The following is a 21,866-nucleotide window of genomic DNA, read 5'->3' as shown; positions in this document are numbered from 1 at the left end:
GTTTTTGTTGTGTCTGAAAGAGCAGTATGGCTCCTGTGTTTTTAGTGAAGAAGTAAATTCCCGGTCTCTATCCTTTGACCCTGTTGTTCAACGGGGTTATCCTTTCTGAATTACTTATTCTTTTGCGGCCCACACTACTATTTTCCAACAGGATAAACCAGGAAATCTTTGAACTTCTCCTTCCACTGGTCTCTTTGTATCGATATTATCATTTTTCCTATGTGATCATTCAGCAGATCCTCTCCCGCATCCTCAAAAACGTCCTCGATTACTTGCTCAAGGGCAGGCACCTTTTTAACAAGATACCCCGTAACCGCGGTAACGATACACTGTACGTCTTCTGTAAGCATTCCCTTATCAGCGGCAATCCGCTCTATGAAACGGCACATAATTTTGAGATTTTATTGATTCATTATTAATCGTATACATCCCTCAACCAGCTCTATCATTCAAATCTATGCACTCAAAATTATTCTAAAAAGAAGCCTGGTCATCGAAACTAATGACTATTATCATCAATGGCAGACAACCCCTGCCTTAGATGAGCAGATTTGATGTATGATTATATCTTTCCAGGTGAAATTGGAATCTTTATTTTTTCGTCTCAGCAAGAGCATGATAATGGCAGCAAATGTTATTGCCATATAAGCGCAGCTAAACTCCACGACCGATTTATGACTATTCTCAGTGAGGTAACCCTTCCTGAAAAATATATCCCTCTTTTTCAGCTGCCATTGAGAACGCTAGTTACTACAATCAATGCAGAAAGAGAGGAGACGACTAAACATCTTAAAACAAGACTTACGGAACTGGAAGAAAAGATTGATAAGCTGGAAGAACGTTATATCGAGGAAAAGATCACAGAAGAGCTTCATAAAAAGTTCGCTGATAAATACGGCACAGAACGTAAAAAGTTGCTAGAGGAATTACAATCGTCTCCGATAAAGTAAGGTTCCGGTAGACAGCATCTTCGGCATGTAAGTCTGAGGGTTTATGTTTGCGTTGTTTAAATATGCCCTGTATGCAACCATCCAATAATTCCACGATACGTTCATTTACAATATCGGAGAAGAAGAATATCGCGATGCAATGGAGCCAGTCAAACGTAAAGATGCAAGTGTTTTGTGATAATCATGGAATCACGATCTCCATGCTCAAGAACTGGAGGAAGCAGTTTGCCACTCCGGCAAAAGTTCCCAGACGAAAACATTTCATTCAGCTGACACCTTCTAAGGCGAGTATACCAGATATTGCACTTCCATTCGCGGAGGTGATATCTTTATCAGGTAACAGGATAATTTTTCATTCGGCGGTCAATACAGACATGCTAAAAGAGCTACTAAACAGTAAATAAATGCTGGCACTCTCGTCCTCATGCAGGTATTTTCTGTATACTCAGCCAATCATGATAAGTAATAGCTTTTACAAACTGGCGGCTATTGTCAATCAACAGATGCATCTGGATCCTTTAACCGGAGATGTCTATATTTTCTTTAACCGCAGAGCTACACATATCAAGCTACTTCAATGGCAGCAAGATGGATTTGCGATTTATTACAAGCGGCTTGAGAAGGGAACATTTGAGATTCCCAAACCAGGTGGCGTACAATCCTCGCTTACTTCTACACAATTGATGCTTATTATGCAAGGCATTCAGATGGATAAAGTCCAGTACCGCAGGCGGTATTTTCGACAATCTGCCGATCATTAACATCGCGCTAACAAATAATTGATTTACATGTGATAACATTGCAATTGCAATGAGTACGTCAGCAGAAGATAATGATTACAAACAGCTCTATGAGTCTGCCATCAACAAGGTTGAGCAGCTGCAGCATGAATTGAATCAGCTCAAGAAGATGATTTTCGGAGTTCGCCAGGAGCGATTTATTCCCGCAGATAAGAATCAACTGGCACTCGATATTCCAACAGAACAATCTGCTGCTGTTTGCAACGTGTTAGATGCAAAGAAGGTGACTTATGTCAAAGTTGTAAAACAAGATGCGACTCAAGCCAGAGATAGCCGTCATACCATACCATCTCACTTACGAAGAGAAGATGTAATTATAGATCCAGACCATATACCAGCTGGTAGTAAACATATTGGCACCACTGAAACTGAAGTGCTGGAATACAAACCCGCTGAAATTTATGTAGTCCGTTACATCCGTAACAAGTACCTTCTCCCATCTGCGAATGAGACGTCGTCAAAAATTATTGTTGGACCTTTGCCAACATTACCAGTTGCAAAATCGATGATGGGGCCAGGCTTACTGGCTCAACTGGTTGTTGAGAAGATCTGCGATCATCTCCCCGTGCATCGCCAGCAACAACGTCTGGAAAGAGATGGCATAAAGCTACCATACTCAACGCTGAGTGATGGTTTTGCTAAGACAGCTGCGTTAATTACTCCTATTTACAGAGCGCTGGTAACAGAAGTACTCAACGCTGACTATTTGCAGGCTGATGAGACATCGGTACCGGTGCTCGACAAGGATAAGAAAGGGAGCACTCATCGGGGGTATTACTGGCTCTATCAGGATAGTATTAACAAGCTGCTTGTCTTTGATTATCAACCCGGGCGTGGCCGGGAAGGACCCGCAGAAATGCTGAAAGATTTTTATGGTACGCTGCAAACAGACGCTTACTCTGCATATAATAGCATCGTTGATACCAATAATATAACATTGATCCACTGTCTTGCTCATGCAAGAAGGTACTTCTCTGACGCTATTTACAGCGACCGGGAAAGAGCAGAATATGTATTGGAACAGTTACAGCTCGTCTATCAGATTGAACGCGATAGCCGGGCGTTAAATCACGACAATGAAAAACGAGCAGCTTCAAGACAGAAGCACTCCTTACCTATACTGAAGGAATTAGGAAGCTGGATGGAAGACCAATACAAGCAGGTACTTCCACAAAGCCCGATAGGAAAAGCCCTTGCCTATAGTATAAAACGCTGGGATAAACTCTGTGCCTTCGTGTATGATGGAAAGCTACATCCAGATAATAACGCGGCTGAGAGATCTATAAGAGCGACTGTTATAGGCCGAAAGAATTACCTCCTTGCCGGGAGCCATGAATCAGCAAAGCGAATTGCAATGCTCTACAGCCTGATCGGAACCTGTAAACTACATAACATTAATCCCAGCCTTTGGCTAAAGGACGTTTTAATGGTAATTAACGACCATCCTATCAACAGAATCAAAGAGCTCCTACCTCATATCTGGATCACGAAGCAAAAGTAACGCTCTCCAAAATCATTACATAGGTGCTATCTACCGGATACTTACACACTTACACTAAAGTTGTTTGACAACTTTGGTCATGAAAAAAGCAAAAATCATCCTTTTGCGTATAGTAGGTGGTGTTGCGTTGCAGTTCAAAGTTCGCTCATAGTGGTGAGACTGTTTTGCAGTCTAATCTTGCCGCTTGAAATGGTTAACGATTCTTTCACTTGCATCTTGAAGGCTTGCGTTATCCCTGAACCAGTGGCCCTCACAGGGATAGCTGTAAATACTTATTGGATGCTTTTTTGCCGCAGTGCTCAGCTGTTCCTTACGGCGGCCATAATTGATTTGCTGATCATTCTCACCTAAAAGATACAGCACCGGTACTTTGGGGGTAGGTGCTGCTCCTGGAATGCCGAACAGGGAAACAGCAGCAGTAAATTGGCATTTCTCCATATTAAGCAGCCGCTCTGCCAGTATATTGCCCGAACTGGAGGTCAGCAAATACAAAGGTTTGCTGGTCTGACTGCGAATCTGCTGCGCCATTTTGGACAGCATTTCTACAGCTGCTTCAGGGTTTTGATGTTCATAATCATATCCATAACCTTTTGAACCAGGATAGTTGGGACAAATAATCAGATAACCCGCGTTAGCCAGATGATACAACAAAGGCTCAAACCTTGGCGAATAATCGCCATGCAACCCCGGATGAATAAAGAGAATTGTCCCTGGCCGACTAATTGCCTTGTTACTGGAGATTTGATAATGAACAGTATCCCCTGGAGTTATTACATACGGTTTTGCTTCAAGATCTGGAAACAAGGTGATGCTGTCTATGGGAACACTTGTTCGTGTATCCAACCGATAACTATAAAGGCTCTTAGTACTGTTAATATCAGCATAACTATAATAAACCTGTTTTTCTCCTGGTATGTAGGTATAAACTACGCCCCTGTCCGTGATCTGATCAACCTTTCCGGAGGTCAGGCTTTTGCGGCGTAAGAGGTATTGGCTATTGATGATCTCAATAAAATACAGGCTAGTGTCTGTAACAGTTGGCAAACGCAGTTCGTTGGAGGTTTGGTGAACCTTACTTATTTCGGAGCTTGAAAGGTCGCAGCTATAGATGGCCGTAAACTGAGCAGTATCCCGACAAGCAAAATAGATTTTTCCTGCAAACGGACAAGGATTGAATTTTTCGCCGGATAATGGAACAGCTAATTTTCCTGTTATTGCAGATGGGAGGTGCAAGATAAACAGATCATCGCCATCCTTGTAACTGGCAATACTGTCAGTTGGGTCAAAAGCCAGATGCGTAAACTCATTTGTGAGTTGTTCCAGTAAGGTTTCGCATTGCGTCTGCTGGTCAAAAAGGAAAACCCCCTCATCTGTCTTTTTATAAATCAGGTACCTGCCGGTATTGCTGGTGTATATGCGGTCGATGGTATTGCCCGATATGCGGTTAAAATTTGCTTTACTTGAAGTATACAGTTCGTTGCCGCATGAGTCGGTCAGCCATGCGGTTTCTCCATTGTACAAAAATGGAAAAAACACTGGGTGGCTAAACGTGCTTATCGGCATCGACTGCCCATCTTTTACCTGGTTCAGCGCGTAAGCATTCCCAGAATGATTTATGTACACGATGCTGCCGTCCGGGAGTTTCAACAGATTTTGGTCAGTCTCTTTGTAAAGGCTACTTCCAGCTATATCTGATTGGGTATTCCTGGGCTGACAACCTGCAGAAAGGCTGGTGACCAGTACTAATGCTTGTAATATTCTATTCATGATACTGTGTCCAGTTGTTTGCAATATCTTCCCACTCGTTGATATTTGTTTCCCAGCCGCAGTAGATCGAAATACCATCTATTATTCCTCTGTCTGGTTTGATCATCGCTTCTACATCTCTGAGGGTACTGAGTGTATTGATAATGTTCTCTACCTTCATGTCGTGAAACTCACGGTATTCCGGCGTATTCTGAAAGGTAGCTATCGCAATTAACATCTGCACCGGATGGGTTTTCTTCAGTTCCTGGAGATCTTTCACCTGCTGAATGGCACATTGCCGGAAAGCAATGCTATCGTGTATATTCATATCGTAAAACAGAAAACTAATCTGATCTACATACGGCAGTAAGCCCCGCAACTCATCCAAACTGGTTTTGCGCTTCCAGTGTATTGATGCCGGGCAGGTTGACGTAACGACAGAACTGATAAAGGCTTGGGGGAGACTATCTCTCAATTGCCGGTGAAATTGATTAACGTAGCCTGGGTAAGCTGCCATTTCTCCGGCATTACCCGGTGCTACAGCCGAATCTAAGTGCTGATATTGCGGCATAAAATACTCAAAGTCTAAGTGAACGCCGGTTACACCAAGAGTATCGATCATCCTTTTGAGGTCACCAATGGCGGTAATTCTCCAGGTGCTGTCTTCAAGATAAATCGTTTTGTGCTGTATCCCACCGCACCAGGGAAGTATGATCAGCTCCGGGTAAAGTTGTCTGAATTTTCTGATAGAAGCTCTGGCTGTGTCCGAGAAAACGTATGCTGGAAGATGGCCGTCCTTACCTATAGGCCCTGCGTAGAAGTAAGCATACTTGATATTGTTCGCTTTGAGTACACCAGCATAGTCCTGGATGTACTGGTCACCTAAAGGTACTTTGGTCGTGGGTTGATGGCCCCTGAAATAAATACTTTCAGACCAGATCGCGTTTTGCTGTCCGAGGATCGTGCGGTTGGTCTTAAAGCGGTCCTTTACAAAGTATACGGTCAATCCAAGACCAAATAGACCGGCTGCTAAAATAATTAAGCGCATGCTACTTTAGTTATGATTTTGAATACCTTGGTGCCAGCATCAGTGGCAGGTAAATGAAAAGCGTGAGGAAGCTGAAAAGCAAGCCTGAAAGTGTACCGACAGAAAAGGAATACCAAAAGATCACGTCCTCGCCGTCAAACAGGAAGGGCAACAGCGCGCAACAACAGCTGATGATCGTAAGCACGATGGGTCTGCTTCTTGCAAAGAAAGCCCTGGCGAGACGTTGGTATGGGTCAGTGAAATAACGCTTAGAACTATGATTGTAATCATTGATCAGAAAAATGCCTGCATTTACAGCAAGGCACCCAAGCATCAGAAAAGCTGCGTATGCTCCCTGATCAACAAAGTGATCTGTAAGCGCAAACACATATAACAGCCCGGTAAAAGATAGTGGTATGAGACTGATCAGCAGCAGTGGTTGCTTCAGGTTTTCAAAAACCATACAGGTAATCACGAAATTCAGCGCGACCAGTAACCAAAGCGGCCATACTGGTAGCGCCTTATTTTCTTCCTTGAAATTGAAAGCATACTTTGAAGCACTGAAGCCAGCAGGCATTACAACATTGAACTGACGGATGGCAAGCGCCTGGTGCTGGCTACCAAATTGATCATCGCCCTGGTAGTTATAGCTGACTACGCGCAGGTATTGCCTGTCTTTCTTATATATTTTGTTGCTGACTTTTTCGCGGGCCAACTGTCCAAACTGATTGAGGCTGAAGGGCATACTATCCTGTGTAGCTGGGTCATGAAGGAACTCGAACTGGCTGCGTTCCTGCCAGCCGCCTGATCTGACATATACCGGACTATATTCACCATTGTTCTGTACCAATAATAAAGGCTGGATTTCTGCCTGGTAGTCATGCAGTGCATTGTATACCAGTCGGCTATTGGCCGGATTGGTAGAAAATGAACTGCTCGTCATTTCCCGGTCGCGCATACTGTACTGCGCATTCACATTCACCTGGACCACACGGCTATTTTGTTGCAGATGATGCCGGAGCCGATGGGCCTGATCTTCCAGCTGCTGATAGTGATATCCTCTGAGCAATACACTGTAGCTGGCGGCTTGCTGGTGATTGCTGGTACTATGAAACTTACCCAATCCCCACAGCTGCCATTTTACGCCCTCAATCGCGTTTGTCCTGGATACCAGTGCATCATAAAGCTGGGCGGTGTACGTACCGTGTACATGATCCTTTTTGATGAATATTTCTATCCCGCCATATTGCCCGCTTTGGATATAGGTGATGAACTTATCAATCCCCTTTTGTTGTTTCAGATAATCTTCCATAGGCTGAAAGAGTTCGTTCATCTGAAGGGCTGTATGACCATCAGCCAGGTTGCAGGTCAGATATAATTTGGTTTGATCCGGATTGCGTATTCCGGACCTTTCGCCGATATGAGTTTGAAATAAATAGCAGCCAATTCCAAGACATACAAAGAATATTGCGGATATCGCATATTTCCCTGGTGCGAGGGTCTGTAGGCATTTTTGGTAAATGGTGTACAAACGCCACATTCGTCTACGTATCTTATGACTACTAAAATTGAGCTTATGGTTCTGAAGCAATGACGAGACAGCTGGAGTAAATCCTACTGCCACCAGTAGCGAAGCACAAAGCGAAAGTATGATCATGGCGCAAAAGTCATTGTAATCTTTACTTTCCTGATCTGGAAGCATGTAAACTATGGATAGCCCGGTGATGATACAAAGGTTTGCGCCCAGCATGGCCGGAAGAATTTTGAGGTTGCGGTGGCGCTGGTAATAATCCAGATTCACAATTGCATTGTCGATGATCAGGCCAAACGCAAGCGTGACACCGCCTACGGTATAAAGATTGATATTGACCTGGAATAAACAGATCAACAATATCCCGATGCAGATATTTACAACCAGGCTGCTGAGTATTACGATGGTCGATCTTATACTTTGGTAGGCTACCAGGATGAATGCGAGAAGAATGCCAATGGCTAATGCACTTCGTTTGTAGTTGGTTTGAAGTTCTGCGTGCAGGAAGGCCGTTTTGTCATAAACCAGTTTAAGGCTGTAACCTGGAGGCAGCTGCTTGTTGATTTCATTCGCTGCTAAGTCCAGCTTTTTACTCAGTGCCAGGGCATTCGATCCGGGCTTTGGGTAAAGGTTTACGTTTAGCGCATTTTGACCATTGATCCGGTAGTAATCGGTGATCAGTGTTTCGTGCTGTGAAATTTCTGCCAGTGCAGCGAGTTTTATCGCCTGTCCGCTTTCATTTACAACCATAGCGTCCGAAAGGCTTTGTAGCGTAGGGCTATTTTCGCCAATAGTAATGAAAAGCTTCTGTCCATGATCATCGCGTATCATGCAGGGAAACGTCAATCGATACTGCTCAGACAGCGCTTGTCTGATTTCCGTGCTGGTTACGTGGAATGCAGCACATTTTGACCTGTTGTAAGTCACTGAAATTTCCTGCTTTGGAGCACCAATAATTTCAAGTTCCCTAATGTCCTTGATCGCAAGAAAAAATTTATGGAGTAATGGGCTGAACTGCTTTTGGAGTTTGCTTCTATCTCCCGGACCATTGATCATGTATACCCTAATGGCTTCACTTTCCATTTTGCTTACGGTCGTGGTGTTTGCAATTGTTGGATAGCTGATTCCTACTGTCAGCTTAGGATACAGCTGACGGATCAGCATTGCCATTTGAAAACGCTTCTCTTTCAAATCTGCCGCCGCGTCAAACCTAATCACCACCTCACCGCCACTTTCGGTAGAAACAGATTCCATGTGCCTGATCTGCGTTAACTGTGAAAGGCCATTCTCCAACATGCTCGTGTAACGGCTTTCATTCAATTCAGGAGATGTATTTGCCGTTTGATAGTTCACTGTAAGACTTTTGCCCATTTGTCCGGGCAATAAATCGATCCGCATATAGGGCAATGCCAATAAGCCCATCATGGCAAATACAAGGTAAATCAGCAGCAGTCTGACAGGGGTAAGAAACGTCATAAAAAAATGCAGAATGTGAGCGGTTCTTATTTGGGATTTATTCGTTAATATTAGATTAAAACGCTTATAATGACAAAATTAATTTTCTGGCTTATAGGATTTTGTGTTTATACTCTCCCTGCTGTTTTACTGCCGGGCGCAGCTTTGCACGGACAGCAGATCACTTTTATATCCAGTTCCGGCCCTAAAGTTGTGAAGTTGTTTTATGCGCCTTTCCTACCTGCAAATCAACTGAAAAGCGAACCGCTTACGGTAACGTCCAGGGAAACAATGAGCCTGCAACTGGAGCACCCGGTCATGGCTACGCTATATGTAGACTTGCTCAAACCATTTACGTTATATATCCGTCCGGAAGATTCGCTCACGATTGAGTTTGATGAATCCGGCCCAGTCTTCACTGGTCCCGCTTTGTACTATGAGACGAAGGCAAAGCAATTAGGCTATATGTCTGCATCTTCCAGAACTTTTCAGCTACCGGAAACGATGTCTGAAAAACGGATATTTACACTTGTCGATAGTTTTCAGCGTGTCGAAACAGCTTACCTGCAACAATGGAAGCATCGACTGCCGTCAGACTTCTATAGCCGGGAAATTACATTGATCGCTATGCAGGCGACAACGGCTAAATTCATTGCTGCCAACAAAAAAGGACTGGACTTCAGTGCATTGTTGAAACTGGACAGCACATTGCGCATACCAATGAAACTGCCAGATAGTGCTGACCTGAACTACCAGGCTGATTTTTATATGTATCTATCATTCTACTACTTTAAAAAGAGCGCAGATAATGATAAGGAAAGCTATACCGCTCGCTTGGGTAAAGCACTGAAGGCGATGCAGACTGATGGCTACACAGAAAATACGCTGGAAAACTTCCTGGCATTTTGGTATTCGTTTATGATACCAACTATAGGCAATCATTCAGCCTTGGCCGAATATACTGTCTTCTGGCAGCAGATTGTACCCAAGGTGAAAGATATGGCCAATGCAGTATTGGTACAGGGAATGCTGAATGAAAAGGCAAATGAATTAAACGGAGCCGCTGTTCTCAAATCCGGCAGCGAAGTACCAGATATTGCTTTCTCAGACTTGGATGGCGGACGTGTATCACTTTCCGATTTCAAAGGCAAGTGGATCTATCTGGATTTCTGGGCTACCTGGTGCATACCCTGCCGCCGTGATATGGCACTGAAAAAGGAATTGGGCCTTGATAAACTATCTGATGATCTACTATTGGTCAATGTGTGTGCAGAAAGTAAACACGATGAATGGCTGACCGCAGTGAAAAAGTTTTCTCCAGTTGGTGTGAACTTATACTCAGATTTATCTGAAAAAAATAAGCTCATTTCGGCTTACTCAATCAAAGGCTTTCCGCATTATGTAATCATTGGACCAGACGGAAAAGTAGCTGAAAACACTGCGCTCCCACCATCACAAATAATTGATTATCTGCGAAAAAAAATAGGTCGTTAACTTATTATTAACGCTTTCGTGTCCACGAAAAAAATTAAATTGCGTGTACACTATAGAGGAACGGTATCTATTTTTTAACTCCATTCAACTCACACCTTTTATGAAAAGAAAACTGTTAGTTTTCGCGGCTGTTGTTGCAGCTGCTATCGGAGGTATTGCGTACTCCCAAAGCGCACAAGCTATGATCGATGACGGTAGTCAAAAATGTTTATGGCCTCCGGGAGGCATCTGCGCTTACAGCACCGCTTCAAGCTGCCCTTGCAGCCACTAAGTAATGTGCAGAATACATTTTTAATTATAGCAGGCGGAGCAAGTCTAGCCTGCTATAATTTTTTCCCCTGTTGTAACTCCCCTGATAAATACTCAATATGTTTAATTTTGTTTCCCGACCCTTCTGCGCTGTTTTGTGCATGGCGCTGTGTGCCTGTAATCAGCCTAATGACAAGCGTGCTCAGAACAATGACCGCAATAACATTGGCACCTGGAAGCTCGTTAAAGACGGTGACCTGAAGATACCTGTAGATTCCATCAGTCCTAATACTACATACGTCAACGTTGACTACTTCAAACATCTGGACTCTAACTACATTGCGGTTACCGATCAACGTAACAATAATCTAAATATTTACAACCTGGATTCCAAACGTCTGAGTAAACGAATCCATTTTGAAACTGAAGGCCGAAACGGGATCGGGCATTTTTACATTGCTGATTTCAAAAGTTTTGATTCGATCCTGGTGAGAGGCGATGATCACCACACCTTGTATCTCATGGACAGTTCAGGAAAAAGACTGACATCTTATGAGTTGAAATTGCCTGGATTTGATCAGTCACGCGAATTGTGGTTTTCGGTGAATAATAAGCCGATCATCTTGAACGATCAGATCTTCGGTGTGATGAACCTGAAAGTAAAATCTGATAAGTATGTATTTACAGACCTGCCTGTTTACCATTACAGTCTTAAAGAGGCTAAGGTTCAGCTGGTCAAACAGATCAGGTTTCCGGCTGATTACATGAACCCAAAAGACAACTGGGCACCGTACCATTGGGAGCCATCCGTGTGCAGGTACCGAAATGGAATTGCTTATAGCTTCCCGATTGGCGATTCTGTTTATGCCTACAATCCAAATGATGAGAAAGTCACTGCCCACTATGTGCCAGGTGTAGCAGGCTATCAACCGGCCCCTTCCATCAAAGAGCCTAGCATGGAGGAATTAAACAATGGTGCTAAAAATGCTTACCTGAATTATCTTTTACGTTATGATCCCTATCAAAATGTGTTTTACCGTTTTGTTTTCCGTCCGGTAGAAAAGGATGAAAAGTATATGGATTACTTTAGTGCGATGCTGGACAAGCCGATCACGGTGCAGATCCTCGATGCGGACGATTTTTCTGTGAAAGGTGAAACTGATTTGAAAGCAAAGATCCACTATTTCCGTGATTTTTTCATCGGCCAGGATGGCCTTTACATCAGTAACAACCACAGCGCAAACCCCGAAAATTCCGAAGGCTTTATTTCTTACAGCAAATTTAAAATCGTGAAATAATGAAGCTCAATACCCTATTCAATACGGCCTTGCTGGTGAGCATGGCCTGCTTTGCTATGGCCTGTGGAAATGCAGACAGGCAGATTTCTAAGGATGAAACACAACGCCGCTTTGAATTACTCACGAAAGATACGATTGCGAAGCCGGGAAAATATTACTACCTGTTGATTCCTGTTGGAGGTTGCGGAAAGTGCGTAGAGAAGTGCATCAAATTTTCCAAAGCGCACCTGAATAATGATCGGATCACCTTTATCCTGACCAGTGAGCAGTCCAGGCGTGTAATGACCAGCGAGTATACAGAAGCGGAACTCTCCTCGTCTAACATTCTACAGGATACCGCAAAGCAGTATATCCGTGAGGGATTTACCCATGGATTTGTAACGCTGGTAACCTACAATGACGGCAAAATGAATAAGCCACAGATAGTAGAACCAGATAAAGTGGACGCGCAGCTGGAAGCATTACATAAAGAAGTGAATTGATTCAAATGTTCCCATTTAAACATTCGGCTGTAAGTTATCTGGCGGGTTTCATTCTTGCCACCGTTGGTTTGCATGCCTGCAACCAGGCAAGAAGCGCCCGTGATAGTTCTACAGATCAGGATACGTCACTGGTTCAGGTTTCCGATGCAATAACCACCGTGAAAACGGCGGAAGCGAAACGGCAACCTTTTGAGTATCATCTGAAGACAGAAGGCAAAATCAGGGCCGCCCGCGAACAAATTTTCATTTCGGAAACAGCAGGAAAGATAGCTGTCTTTGCAGGTGCTAACGGCAGGCGTTACGGTGCAGGAAATACGATTGCGGTCCTGGATCAGGCATTGATCAAAATGAAGCTGGAACGTGCCGAACTTTCGCGATTCAATGCCAGCAGGGAATACGAAAGCCAGCTCCTTGGCTATCAGGAATTGCTAAAAGGCAGGCCACTGGAAGAACAGGACTCCATCCGGAAGAAATTGCGCATTGCAACCGGGCTGGCTGTCGCTGAACAGGATATCAGGGAGACGAGGGAAATGTTGAATCATGCGATCATAAAAGCACCTTTCAACGGCGTACTGAGTGGTGTTCTCGTGCAGCAGGGTTCGCATTTAAGTGCCGGAGAAAGACTGTTTACACTTTATACAGACCATGACCTCTATGTGGAAACTGAAGTAATGGAAACAGACTTTAAAATTTTGAAACCCGGCCTTGTCTGTGATCTGCTTCCGGTATCTGAACGGAATGCGATGATAAAGGGAGTTGTTGAAAATATTGATCCCTATGTGAATGCGCATGGCATGGTCACGCTGCGGATAAAGATCATGCAGTCTCCTGCGGACGCAAGGCTTTTCCCCGGCATGCACTGCTCTGCTCTGGTAAATGCGCGGGTAGCTGAAGGCATTGTAATTCCTAAAGCGGCATTGGTAAAGCGTAATGAAAAGCCTGTCGTATTTACCTATGCTAACGGAAAGGCCATTTGGAATGATGTCAGCATCGGACATGATAACGGTAAGGAGGTCGAGATCACCGGGGGGCTAAAAGCCGGAGAAAAAGTGATCATCACCAACAATCTCCAATTGGTACACGAATCTGCCGTGAAAGAAGAAAGCCAATGATCGGATATTTCATCAACCGTCCAGTTGCCATATTGGTTTTATTCGCCGCTTTGATGGCATTTGGCCTGGTACTCATTTTTCAGGTGCCTGTATCCCTGTTGCCCGCTATTGATGTACCACGAATGATCGTTAAGGTCAATTTCCCTAATGCTTCCGCAAGACAGGTTGAAGATCAGGTGCTGAAGCCTATCCGGGAACAACTGTCTTTGGTAGATGATTTAACCGGCTTACATTCAGAAGCATCTAACCACCTGGGAACTGTGTATTTGGACTTCGATTACCGTGCGAACATGTCGCTGGCATATATCGAGGTAAATGAAAAGATGGATAGACTGCTTGGGCGGCTACCGCCTGATATGCCCCGTCCGCAGGTAGTCCGCATCAATACCAGCGATATACCTGTTGTCCGTATCCAGGTGGTGCCTGTTTCAGATGCAACCTATCAGGAAGTGTCGGATCTCACAGAAAAAGTTTTGAAGCGGCGGCTGGAGCAGCTGCCCGGTGTCTCGGTAGTGGACATGAATGGACAACGAGGTACTGTTGCCATATTGAAGCCTGACAGGGACCGGATGAATGCCTTTGGTATAACTACATCTGCCTTGCTGGAGGCCGTGAGACTTTCAAATATGGAAATTGGCGGTCTGAACCTCAAAGACGGGCAATACCAGTATTTCATCAGACTGGAAAACCAGGTCCGTACCGTGAGCGATTTAGGTAATGTCTCAGTCAAAGGCTTATCAGGCCAGCCCGTGCAACTGAAAGAAATTGCCAGCGTAGAAATGGACACGGACCAGCTTACCGGTTATCATCTATACAATGGGAAGCCTGGTGTAGTAGTTACTGTTCAGGCACAAGCCAAAAGCCGCATGAATGAATTGCTGCCAATGATCAGAAGTTTGGTCAGTGCTTTTCAGAAACAGTATCCCCAGGCACGTTTCAACATTTCTCAGGACCAGAGCTTTTTGCTTGATGCTGGTATAGACAATGTAAAGCAAGATATTATACTCGGTGGAGCGCTGACCATCGGTTTACTGTTTCTATTTCTCGGTAACTGGGCATCACCTGTGCTCATGAGTATCAGCATTCCGATATCGCTGTTGATCACCTTTATCTTCTTTCAACTGTTTGGCCTTTCGTTCAACATCATTTCCCTGTCCGGTCTTGCGCTGGGCATTGGTATGCTGATAGACAATTCCATTGTCGTGATCGGTGAGATTACGCGCAAGCGCATTGCCGGGCTTTCAGTAACTGACAGCGCAATTAGGGGTACAAATGAAATGGCGGTACCCGTGATCAGCCAGGTATTGACCACGGTGGTGGTCTATGCTCCGCTCGTGATACTCAACGGACTTTCCGGAGCGCTGGTGATGGACCAAAGTATAGCACTGACCATATCGCTGTTTGTCTCTTTATTGGTTGCATTCGTATTGACACCCGTGCTTTATAAACTTTTGCTGAAGTCTCCGCCAGAGCGGTTGAAGCAGGATACTGTATTTTACACTTTTGTACGGAACCGGTACCACAGCATGATTTCGTTTGTCTTATTGAAACGTAAGCTGTTCTTTGCGATTACACTACTTGTAATCGCCTTGGGTGTTGGGCTGGCCTTTTTCATTCCGTTTGAAAGCCTACCGGCTATCGAAAAAAAAGAAAGTCTGATCAAGATCAGTTGGAACGAGCCGCTTGATTTGCAGGAAAACAAGGCCCGCTCCTTGGCGCTGATTGCAAAGCTATCGCCCGTGGTTGCAGTTTCAGAAAGTGATGTGGGTGCCACACAATATATTTTTCAGCAGGACGGAACGACCATCTATCAGGCAAACGTTTATTATGAATGCGCCTCTGAAAAGGAAAAGCTACTGGCTGACCGGATGGTGAAACAGCAGTTGGTCAGGTATCCTAAATGCACCTTTAATATTCTCGATGCTCCGAACGCGTTTACACAGTTGTTCGTAAATGATGAGCCTTATGTCAGGGTTAAATTCAAACCGTTGGTTAAAGGAGGCTCAGCACAAAATCTTGATATTCTGACGGACTGGCTTAAAGTGAATCGCGTTCAATATGCTCCAGAGCCATCGATGATGCGCGAACCGGCTATGCGTGGCGTATTGGATATGGAGGCAATGAACCGGTATCAAATCAACCGGGCCGAGATAGATCAGCAATTACAGGTGTTGTTTGGAAGTGCTGAGGCGGGTGCGGTGGATGCCACAGGTGATAAAACTCGTGTTTTGGTGACCGAAGCAAGCGGCTCGGTTGAAGAAAAGCTGGACGCGGTTGTCAGAAACAGCGAGGGGATCGCCTATCCCATACGAAAGTTCATTCGTTTTGAACCGGTCTTGCAATTTTCTGCCATCAGTGCAGACAAAGACGGCACCTACCGATCCATCGCGTTATCTGAACAACCTGATATCAAAGCCATCTTGAATGAAATTACTGCTGAAGCCAGAAGCCTTGGATACGATGTCGATTTTACGGGGAAGTATTTTGAAAACCGGCAGTTAATGCGACAATTGTCCCTCATCTTCCTGATTGTCCTGGTGATGTTGTACACAGTCCTGGCGATCCAGTTTGAGAGCTTTGTACAACCCGTGATCGTCATGCTCACCATTCCGCTCGGCGTTGCGGGTGCTTGCCTGCTGTTGTTGATTACCGGGGGGACTTTCAACGTGATGTCGGCCATAGGCTTTGTCGTGGTGTTGGGACTCATCGTTGATGATCCCCTGCTCAAAATTGAAACGCTGAACAAACTTGCCGACCAATACAGAAAAGCAGGACGTGAATATGATGAAACGCTTTTGCACCAGATGATACATGAAGCAGGTGAAATCTGCCTTAAACCCCTGTTGATGGTGTCACTCACTACGAGTATCGCACTCCTGCCTATCCTTTTTATTGGCGGGATCGGCAACGACTTGCAGCGACCGATGGCTATTGTAATCATTGGTGGCCTTACGATCGGTACGTTTTTCACCACCTGGTTCATCCCACTGGCCTATTGGTACATTCAAAAATGGACTGGAAAAATCTAAAGACATGAGACAGATTTATATAGTGTTGTGGTTCCTAATGACAACATTGCTACTCTACCGACCTGCCATCTTTGCACAAAAAAAGCTAACGCTGGAAGAGGTACTGAGCATTGCGGCCAGCAATTCGATACACTCCAGATTGGCTGAAACACAAAAGGAGATTGCGAACAATGTATTTCAAACCTATAAAAGTGACCGGCGACCTCAGATCAGCTTTAGCGGCGCAGTACCGATGTATAATAAATCTTATGCACCCATTACCCAGCCTGATGGCAAGATCCTTTTCATACCGGTTAAGCAGAATTTCAGCACCGCAGGATTCAGCCTGAGCCAGGCCATTACTGCCACAGGCGGGCAAATCTCGTTAAACACGAATTTGAGCCGATTTGACGACTATATTACCAATTTCAAGCAGTATAATGCTACACCTATATTTCTTGCCCTAAATCAGCCGCTAGGAGGCTTTAATGCTATGCGCTGGGCGAGGAAGATCGAACCCCTGCGTTTCGCTGAAGCAAAAAAGGCTTTTTCTGTAGAAATGGAAGAGATAAGGCTAAAAGCCACAGACCTTTACTTTAATGTTCTTGAGGCGCAGAACGACATTACAGTATCCCGGCAAAACGTATCGGACTACCAGGCAAATTATGATGTCGAAACTAAACGCATCGCCCTTGGTACAACCAACCAGGACAAGCTGACGCAACTTGAATTGCAGGTGCTGGAGGCCGAACAAACTTTGAAGACTGCGGAATATCAACTCAAAATAGCGAGGCTGGACCTGAAGGTTTTCGCGGGAATTACAGCGGCTGAAGATTTTGAGGTGCTGATGCCGGAACTGGCTACCGTTTATTATCCGGACGCTGCGCAGGCACTGGCATTTGCCAAAAAAAACCGGCCTGAATACATTGCCTTTGAAAGAAAGCAGTTGGAGGCGCAAGGTGAACTCGCCAGGTCGAAGGCGGAAAAATACGGGGTGAATGTGGCGGCCACAATGGGATATAATAACAGTGATCTACGGTTTGCCGGTGCATACGGAGATTTGAAATCGCAGACCACAGTAGGTGTCGAGTTTGACATCCCAATGGTAGACTGGGGCCGCCGTAACGCAAAAATCAGCACTGCGAAAGCGAACCTTAAGCTCCAGCAATACCAAAACATGCTTGATGAAAGCACGCTTGCTCAACAAATAACCACACTTGTCGAAAGCCTGGTGCTCTTACAGAATAATGTACTCCAGGGACAGAAGGTGCAAAAAGTTGCAGAAAATCGATATGGATTTGCCCTGACTAATTATCAGGCGGGCAAGTATACGGTGACTGAATTGTCGATCGCGCAGGCTCAACGAGACGCAGCCAGAAAAAAATATACTGCTGCGTTGCGGGAATACTGGAAGGGTCATTTTGGATTCCGTAAGCTGACGGGCTTTGATCCGGTTATTGGAAAAGCTATTGCTGAAACGAATGATTGATCATGGTAACTAAGATTCTCAACTGGCTATATAAATACTTGGGCCTGATCTGCTGTTGTTGCCTGTTTGGTTACTACCTCACAGCTTATCCGTACACGACAAATCTGGAACTGGACCAGTCTGCACATTATCCACTATTTGCTGTGTGTAGTGGCGTATTTCTTAATTTCCTGATCTGGAGCGTGGTAGATGAGGAAGACTTTAGCCTGTTCCGCATCTGCTACATAGTGGTAATCGTTTTCTTTTTGTTGCTGTCTTATTATGATTCACCAATATTATATTCAGGTAACGAGCACCTGTACAATTTGTATTGCGCTGCTCTGGCTGGGTACATTTTTCTTTTCCATGTGGAAGGCCGCCTGATCAAATACTTTCTATATTTCATCATTGTCTCTGCGGCGGTGGAGATTGGGAAAGCCTACCTACAGGTATTTGCTGATCATGGAAGTATACCGTTATCGCTGGCAATAACAGGCTATTTTGACAACTCTGCCGCACTATCTGTTTTTCTGGTGGCTACTTTCCCTATCATCGTTTATTGTGTGATAGTCCCAGCCGGGCATCGGTTTGGAAAATGGGTATCCATCGGCGGATATCTTCTGATTACACTGCTGATTTTAGGATTGCTTGCCATCACCGTTTCCCGCACTTCAATTCTGACTTTGATGGTGATCAATGGACTCATGGGACTGAGCGCATACGGAAGGGCTGCCTGGGTATGGGTAATGAGACACAAAGCACTCACCGCTTTTATAGGGATCATCATAATTGGATTTGGTTTGTGGGCAATTCATTCGCTTTATCATCTAAAATACCAGTCGGCTGAAGGAAGAATGCTCATTTGGGAAGTGTGCTGGCAGCACATTAAGGATCGTCCTCTCCTGGGTACCGGACCAGGCACATTTAGTTACTGGTATCCACAATGGCAGGCTGAATATTTTCAGACACATCATAAAGTTCCAACCGCTTATTTTCTTTCTGCCGGGGAGACGATCAATGCGTTCAATGAATATGTACAGCTGCTTTGCGAAGTTGGAATTTTGCGAATGCTACTTTTGGCAGGCTCCTTATTTATTTTCTTCCGGTCTTCTAATGGCCATCCTGGGGAAAGGCTGGCCTGGACGCTGAAGATAACGGTTGCAGCTATTTTGATTTCAGGATTTACATTTTATAGTTTTCACTGTACTCCGCTTTTGATGCTTCTGGTGCTGTTTGTGCTCAAGGGCAGCTATGACGCTGATTCAAGTATCTTCCTGAGATCTGATGCAAGACTGAGGTATCCTATTCTTGTAGTCATATCTGCCCTGGTGCTATTTTGCGGTGTGAAGAATTATAGCCAGGTTTGCGCGATAGCAAATCTGACCATAGCTGAAAACATGCATAACTTATCGCCAGCAGAACTATCGGCATTGGAAAGGGATGTCAGCATCAATTTATCCAGAGACGGAAAAGCATTAACGCGTATGGGTATGGTGCTGTTGGAATATGGCGAGTTGCCCCGCGCAAAACAATGCTTCAGTGATAGTCACTGTTATTATAGAGGGTATCAGAACAGTCTGCAACTCGCGAATTGTTATGCTGAAGAAGGCGACTATGCTAACGCGCTTAATAGATTCCGGTATCTTTCGTATTACCTCCCTTCAAAGTTCGGACCGAGGTATGAACAAATGAAGCTGCTTCAGCGCATGAACAGGCATGTTGAAGCAAAGAATGTAGCAAAGTACATCATTACTATGCCTGTTAAAATTCCTTCACCAACGGTCACCAGGATCAAGGAAGAAGCGCGGTTATTTATTGAGGGAAAAACCGATCAATAGCCTACGAAATTCCAGCAGTGCTGCATGAAGTCCAAAGCATCTTTATGAGTTCTTGGTGATCGGCTATCAAAAAGCCATAGCAAGCAGCTAACTTCTTTGTAGTTGGCGTTGGCTTGCATGTCTTCATATATCTTGCTAATCACGTTGCGTAGGGTCTGGGTGTAATTGCCATTGATAAAATAATGATCAGGAACATTGTACACCAGACACTCAATGAAAAATGACGAGGCCAGTTTGTCTGATATTTTATTATCATCAATAAGGCGATTGTTGATCACCTTTAGGATGCGAACCATTCTTTTATATAAACGGTAGGTGTTATTAGTCTTGGACGTGCCGTTTTCGTAATGCTGGTTGGGAAAGCTGATGATTTCCTGATTGGTTTCGCTATAGAATTTGATACCTTCTGCTTCAATTCTTTCAAGGTTTGCTGGTCGTCTTAAAGTAAAACAGGGGATCACGTCTGCTGTTACACGGTAAGTGTTACCCCTTACTTCAATACATTTGTTTTTACGTTTGACATCATCGCCAAAAACGATGCGTAGCGCCTGCTCTGTATCGTTCTTCAGTTGCGTGAAATTATAACCATAGTCTGTATGCCTTGCGTTGTAAATCGCGGCATCTGCTGCGTTTAGCCTAACAAGATCGGAATAAAATGCATCATCGAAGCGCATCACGATATCCACGTCACTGTTTTTACGGACGTTGGTATTGTTGCGGTAAGAGCCTTGCAGGAATATAGATACTTTGGTGCCGAATTTTGCCCGCAATGCTTCAGTGATTTGTGTAATGGCCCTCTGACACATCGCGTCTTCGGAGTCGCTAACTGGCCGTGACCAGGCGATCAGTTGATTTTCAGTAATGTTCATGGTTTTGGGTTGGTTTGGTAAATTTTTGGGTGATCAAAAAATTCTAATACTTCATTTTGAATGGCGTAATGGTAACCATCCTGGTCACCCATTGCCTTCAGGGTCTTTAGGGCTTTTTGGTGAGCAATGTCCATATCGATCAATCCGATGTGTTGTTTGGAAAGTGCTGGCGGAGGAATGCGGTAATAGGTACCTGATGGCTGGATGTTATTGATGATTCTTTTTAGAAAGAAGTCATTAAAATAAGCCTGGCCATCCATTGACGCCTGAAACAGTTTGTTGCCCCAATGCCTGAAAGACCTGTGCCGCTTGGAAGTGGAGGCCCACCCGCTTGGCTGTGCTACACTGGAGACAGACAGTATCTTGAAGCTGCTGAATTGCTTATCGGGACCGACAAAGAAATCCAGTGCCTCCAATAAACCACATAGAGCCGGATTATTGGCCCATAGACCGCCATCTGCATATAAAATGTTGTTGTGCTCATGGATGGGCAGGTAGGTCGGCGCAGCGGAGGTAGCCAGTGCAACATCGACCATTTTGATGTCGCGGTCCATGAAGAAGCCACCTTCCGCATGGGGATACTTAAATACACGGGGCATGCCTCTGATCAAATTGTAGCTGGGGATGCACAGCAGGTTATTGGCCTGGCCCATCGTCTTTTCTTCAAACATGTCGGACAGGATTTGCTTCAATGGGTCGGCTGAAAACTTTCCATATCCTAGCAACTGACACATAAATTGCCATCTGCGTTGCAGCCATCGTATAGGTCTGATCTCAGATACCGTGAAAATTTCCCGGCCCCTGTTGAAATACATGTCTGCAATTTCCTGGGCGGGCTTGCCTGTACTTAATGCCAATGCAATAAGCCCTCCCGTTGAGGTGCCGCAGATCATATCGAAGTGATCGCCAATTTTCTTTCCTGTCTTTTGTTCAATACGGGCAAGAATGGATGCGCTGTAAAGTCCCTTGATGCCCCCGCCATCTATAGCGAGGATCTTGAATGGTTGATCTGCCTGCATAATTTAGATACTCAAATAA

At 44.7% G+C, this 21,866-nt stretch carries 17 protein-coding genes; 11 read left to right on the top strand and 6 right to left on the bottom strand.

Annotated elements, in window-relative coordinates; all coding sequences use genetic code 11:
* Window positions 1–137 precede the first annotated feature (137 nt).
* On the bottom strand, window positions 138–389 hold the full coding sequence (locus GWR21_RS29385) for a hypothetical protein (RefSeq protein WP_162335258.1): 252 nt from the start codon (window positions 387–389) through the stop codon (window positions 138–140).
* A gap of 285 nt (window positions 390–674) precedes the next feature.
* Here GWR21_RS29385 and GWR21_RS29380 point away from each other — a divergent pair, with 285 nt between their 5' ends.
* From GWR21_RS29380 to tnpC, 4 genes are all read left to right on the top strand, one after another.
* Complete coding sequence (locus tag GWR21_RS29380) at window positions 675–950, top strand: hypothetical protein (RefSeq protein WP_162335257.1); 276 nt, start codon at window positions 675–677, stop codon at window positions 948–950.
* 71 nt (window positions 951–1,021) lie between these two features.
* On the top strand, window positions 1,022–1,354 hold the full coding sequence (gene tnpA, locus GWR21_RS29375; RefSeq protein ID WP_162335256.1) for an IS66 family insertion sequence element accessory protein TnpA: 333 nt from the start codon (window positions 1,022–1,024) through the stop codon (window positions 1,352–1,354).
* A complete protein-coding gene (tnpB, locus tag GWR21_RS29370; protein WP_262888477.1) occupies window positions 1,355–1,711 on the top strand; it encodes an IS66 family insertion sequence element accessory protein TnpB in 357 nt (118 codons plus the stop codon).
* Window positions 1,712–1,760: 49 nt separating this feature from the next.
* Window positions 1,761–3,251, top strand: coding sequence for an IS66 family transposase (gene tnpC / locus GWR21_RS29365; RefSeq protein WP_162335254.1), 1,491 nt, complete (start codon window positions 1,761–1,763; stop codon window positions 3,249–3,251).
* Window positions 3,252–3,422: 171 nt separating this feature from the next.
* Here tnpC and GWR21_RS29360 read toward each other — a convergent pair whose 3' ends face one another.
* Genes GWR21_RS29360 through GWR21_RS29350 form a run of 3 tightly spaced genes read right to left on the bottom strand, consistent with a single transcriptional unit; the run spans window position 3,423 to window position 9,031 of the window.
* A complete protein-coding gene (locus tag GWR21_RS29360) occupies window positions 3,423–5,018 on the bottom strand; it encodes an alpha/beta hydrolase (protein ID WP_162335253.1) in 1,596 nt (531 codons plus the stop codon).
* The gene (locus GWR21_RS29355; protein WP_162335252.1) at window positions 5,011–6,045 is read right to left on the bottom strand and encodes a glycoside hydrolase family 18 protein; all 1,035 of its coding nucleotides are present in this window, start codon (window positions 6,043–6,045) and stop codon (window positions 5,011–5,013) included. The genes GWR21_RS29360 and GWR21_RS29355 overlap by 8 nt, the downstream gene beginning before the upstream one ends.
* A 10-nt stretch (window positions 6,046–6,055) precedes the next feature.
* Window positions 6,056–9,031: an efflux RND transporter permease subunit gene (locus tag GWR21_RS29350; protein ID WP_162335251.1), complete on the bottom strand. Its 2,976-nt coding sequence runs from the start codon at window positions 9,029–9,031 to the stop codon at window positions 6,056–6,058.
* A 69-nt stretch (window positions 9,032–9,100) separates the two neighbouring features.
* On the opposite strand from GWR21_RS29350, the gene GWR21_RS29345 reads away from it, so the two are divergent.
* The 7 genes from GWR21_RS29345 to GWR21_RS29315 all read left to right on the top strand — a co-directional run bounded on the left by GWR21_RS29345 (window position 9,101) and on the right by GWR21_RS29315 (window position 19,959).
* Complete coding sequence (locus tag GWR21_RS29345) at window positions 9,101–10,504, top strand: TlpA family protein disulfide reductase (protein ID WP_162335250.1); 1,404 nt, start codon at window positions 9,101–9,103, stop codon at window positions 10,502–10,504.
* A 368-nt stretch (window positions 10,505–10,872) separates the two neighbouring features.
* Window positions 10,873–12,051, top strand: a complete 1,179-nt coding sequence (locus tag GWR21_RS29340; protein WP_162335249.1) for a DUF4221 family protein — start codon at window positions 10,873–10,875, stop codon at window positions 12,049–12,051.
* Window positions 12,051–12,533, top strand: a complete 483-nt coding sequence (locus tag GWR21_RS29335) for a hypothetical protein (RefSeq protein ID WP_162335248.1) — start codon at window positions 12,051–12,053, stop codon at window positions 12,531–12,533. The genes GWR21_RS29340 and GWR21_RS29335 overlap by 1 nt, the downstream gene beginning before the upstream one ends.
* A gap of 5 nt (window positions 12,534–12,538) precedes the next feature.
* Complete coding sequence (locus GWR21_RS29330; protein WP_162335247.1) at window positions 12,539–13,645, top strand: efflux RND transporter periplasmic adaptor subunit; 1,107 nt, start codon at window positions 12,539–12,541, stop codon at window positions 13,643–13,645.
* The gene (locus tag GWR21_RS29325; RefSeq protein WP_162335246.1) at window positions 13,642–16,674 is read left to right on the top strand and encodes an efflux RND transporter permease subunit; all 3,033 of its coding nucleotides are present in this window, start codon (window positions 13,642–13,644) and stop codon (window positions 16,672–16,674) included. Before GWR21_RS29330 ends, GWR21_RS29325 begins: the two co-directional genes overlap by 4 nt.
* Window positions 16,675–16,678: 4 nt before the next feature.
* Window positions 16,679–18,142, top strand: coding sequence for a TolC family protein (locus tag GWR21_RS29320; protein ID WP_162335245.1), 1,464 nt, complete (start codon window positions 16,679–16,681; stop codon window positions 18,140–18,142).
* Between the two features lie 2 nt (window positions 18,143–18,144).
* Window positions 18,145–19,959: an O-antigen ligase family protein gene (locus GWR21_RS29315; RefSeq protein WP_162335244.1), complete on the top strand. Its 1,815-nt coding sequence runs from the start codon at window positions 18,145–18,147 to the stop codon at window positions 19,957–19,959.
* Here GWR21_RS29315 and GWR21_RS29310 read toward each other — a convergent pair.
* Together GWR21_RS29310 and GWR21_RS29305 are read right to left on the bottom strand one after the other, a co-directional pair.
* Window positions 19,953–20,828, bottom strand: coding sequence for a nucleotidyltransferase domain-containing protein (locus GWR21_RS29310; RefSeq protein WP_162335243.1), 876 nt, complete (start codon window positions 20,826–20,828; stop codon window positions 19,953–19,955). The two genes, GWR21_RS29315 and GWR21_RS29310, sit on opposite strands and share 7 nt — an antisense overlap.
* Window positions 20,825–21,847 carry a CBASS cGAMP-activated phospholipase gene (locus GWR21_RS29305; RefSeq protein WP_162335242.1) on the bottom strand — a complete coding sequence of 341 codons (1,023 nt, stop codon included), beginning with the start codon at window positions 21,845–21,847 and terminating at the stop codon, window positions 20,825–20,827. The genes GWR21_RS29310 and GWR21_RS29305 overlap by 4 nt, the downstream gene beginning before the upstream one ends.
* Between the last annotated feature and the right edge of the window lie 19 nt (window positions 21,848–21,866).

Source organism: Chitinophaga agri, from assembly GCF_010093065.1.
Taxonomy (GTDB): Bacteria; Bacteroidota; Bacteroidia; order Chitinophagales; family Chitinophagaceae; genus Chitinophaga; species Chitinophaga agri.
The sequence above is the reverse complement of the archived record's forward strand: the minus strand, read 5'-3'. Positions and strand labels throughout refer to the sequence as shown.

What these genes read in the sequence shown, in the direction of transcription:
- GWR21_RS29385 (WP_162335258.1), bottom strand. Translation starts at nt 389, where the DNA reads ATGTGCCGTTTCATAGAGCGGATTGCCGCTGATAAGGGAATGCTTACA.
- GWR21_RS29380 (WP_162335257.1), top strand. Translation starts at nt 675, where the DNA reads ATGACTATTCTCAGTGAGGTAACCCTTCCTGAAAAATATATCCCTCTT.
- tnpA (WP_162335256.1), top strand. Translation starts at nt 1,022, where the DNA reads ATGCAACCATCCAATAATTCCACGATACGTTCATTTACAATATCGGAG.
- tnpB (WP_262888477.1), top strand. Translation starts at nt 1,355, where the DNA reads ATGCTGGCACTCTCGTCCTCATGCAGGTATTTTCTGTATACTCAGCCA.
- tnpC (WP_162335254.1), top strand. Translation starts at nt 1,761, where the DNA reads ATGAGTACGTCAGCAGAAGATAATGATTACAAACAGCTCTATGAGTCT.
- GWR21_RS29360 (WP_162335253.1), bottom strand. Translation starts at nt 5,018, where the DNA reads ATGAATAGAATATTACAAGCATTAGTACTGGTCACCAGCCTTTCTGCA.
- GWR21_RS29355 (WP_162335252.1), bottom strand. Translation starts at nt 6,045, where the DNA reads ATGCGCTTAATTATTTTAGCAGCCGGTCTATTTGGTCTTGGATTGACC.
- GWR21_RS29350 (WP_162335251.1), bottom strand. Translation starts at nt 9,031, where the DNA reads ATGACGTTTCTTACCCCTGTCAGACTGCTGCTGATTTACCTTGTATTT.
- GWR21_RS29345 (WP_162335250.1), top strand. Translation starts at nt 9,101, where the DNA reads ATGACAAAATTAATTTTCTGGCTTATAGGATTTTGTGTTTATACTCTC.
- GWR21_RS29340 (WP_162335249.1), top strand. Translation starts at nt 10,873, where the DNA reads ATGTTTAATTTTGTTTCCCGACCCTTCTGCGCTGTTTTGTGCATGGCG.
- GWR21_RS29335 (WP_162335248.1), top strand. Translation starts at nt 12,051, where the DNA reads ATGAAGCTCAATACCCTATTCAATACGGCCTTGCTGGTGAGCATGGCC.
- GWR21_RS29330 (WP_162335247.1), top strand. Translation starts at nt 12,539, where the DNA reads ATGTTCCCATTTAAACATTCGGCTGTAAGTTATCTGGCGGGTTTCATT.
- GWR21_RS29325 (WP_162335246.1), top strand. Translation starts at nt 13,642, where the DNA reads ATGATCGGATATTTCATCAACCGTCCAGTTGCCATATTGGTTTTATTC.
- GWR21_RS29320 (WP_162335245.1), top strand. Translation starts at nt 16,679, where the DNA reads ATGAGACAGATTTATATAGTGTTGTGGTTCCTAATGACAACATTGCTA.
- GWR21_RS29315 (WP_162335244.1), top strand. Translation starts at nt 18,145, where the DNA reads ATGGTAACTAAGATTCTCAACTGGCTATATAAATACTTGGGCCTGATC.
- GWR21_RS29310 (WP_162335243.1), bottom strand. Translation starts at nt 20,828, where the DNA reads ATGAACATTACTGAAAATCAACTGATCGCCTGGTCACGGCCAGTTAGC.
- GWR21_RS29305 (WP_162335242.1), bottom strand. Translation starts at nt 21,847, where the DNA reads ATGCAGGCAGATCAACCATTCAAGATCCTCGCTATAGATGGCGGGGGC.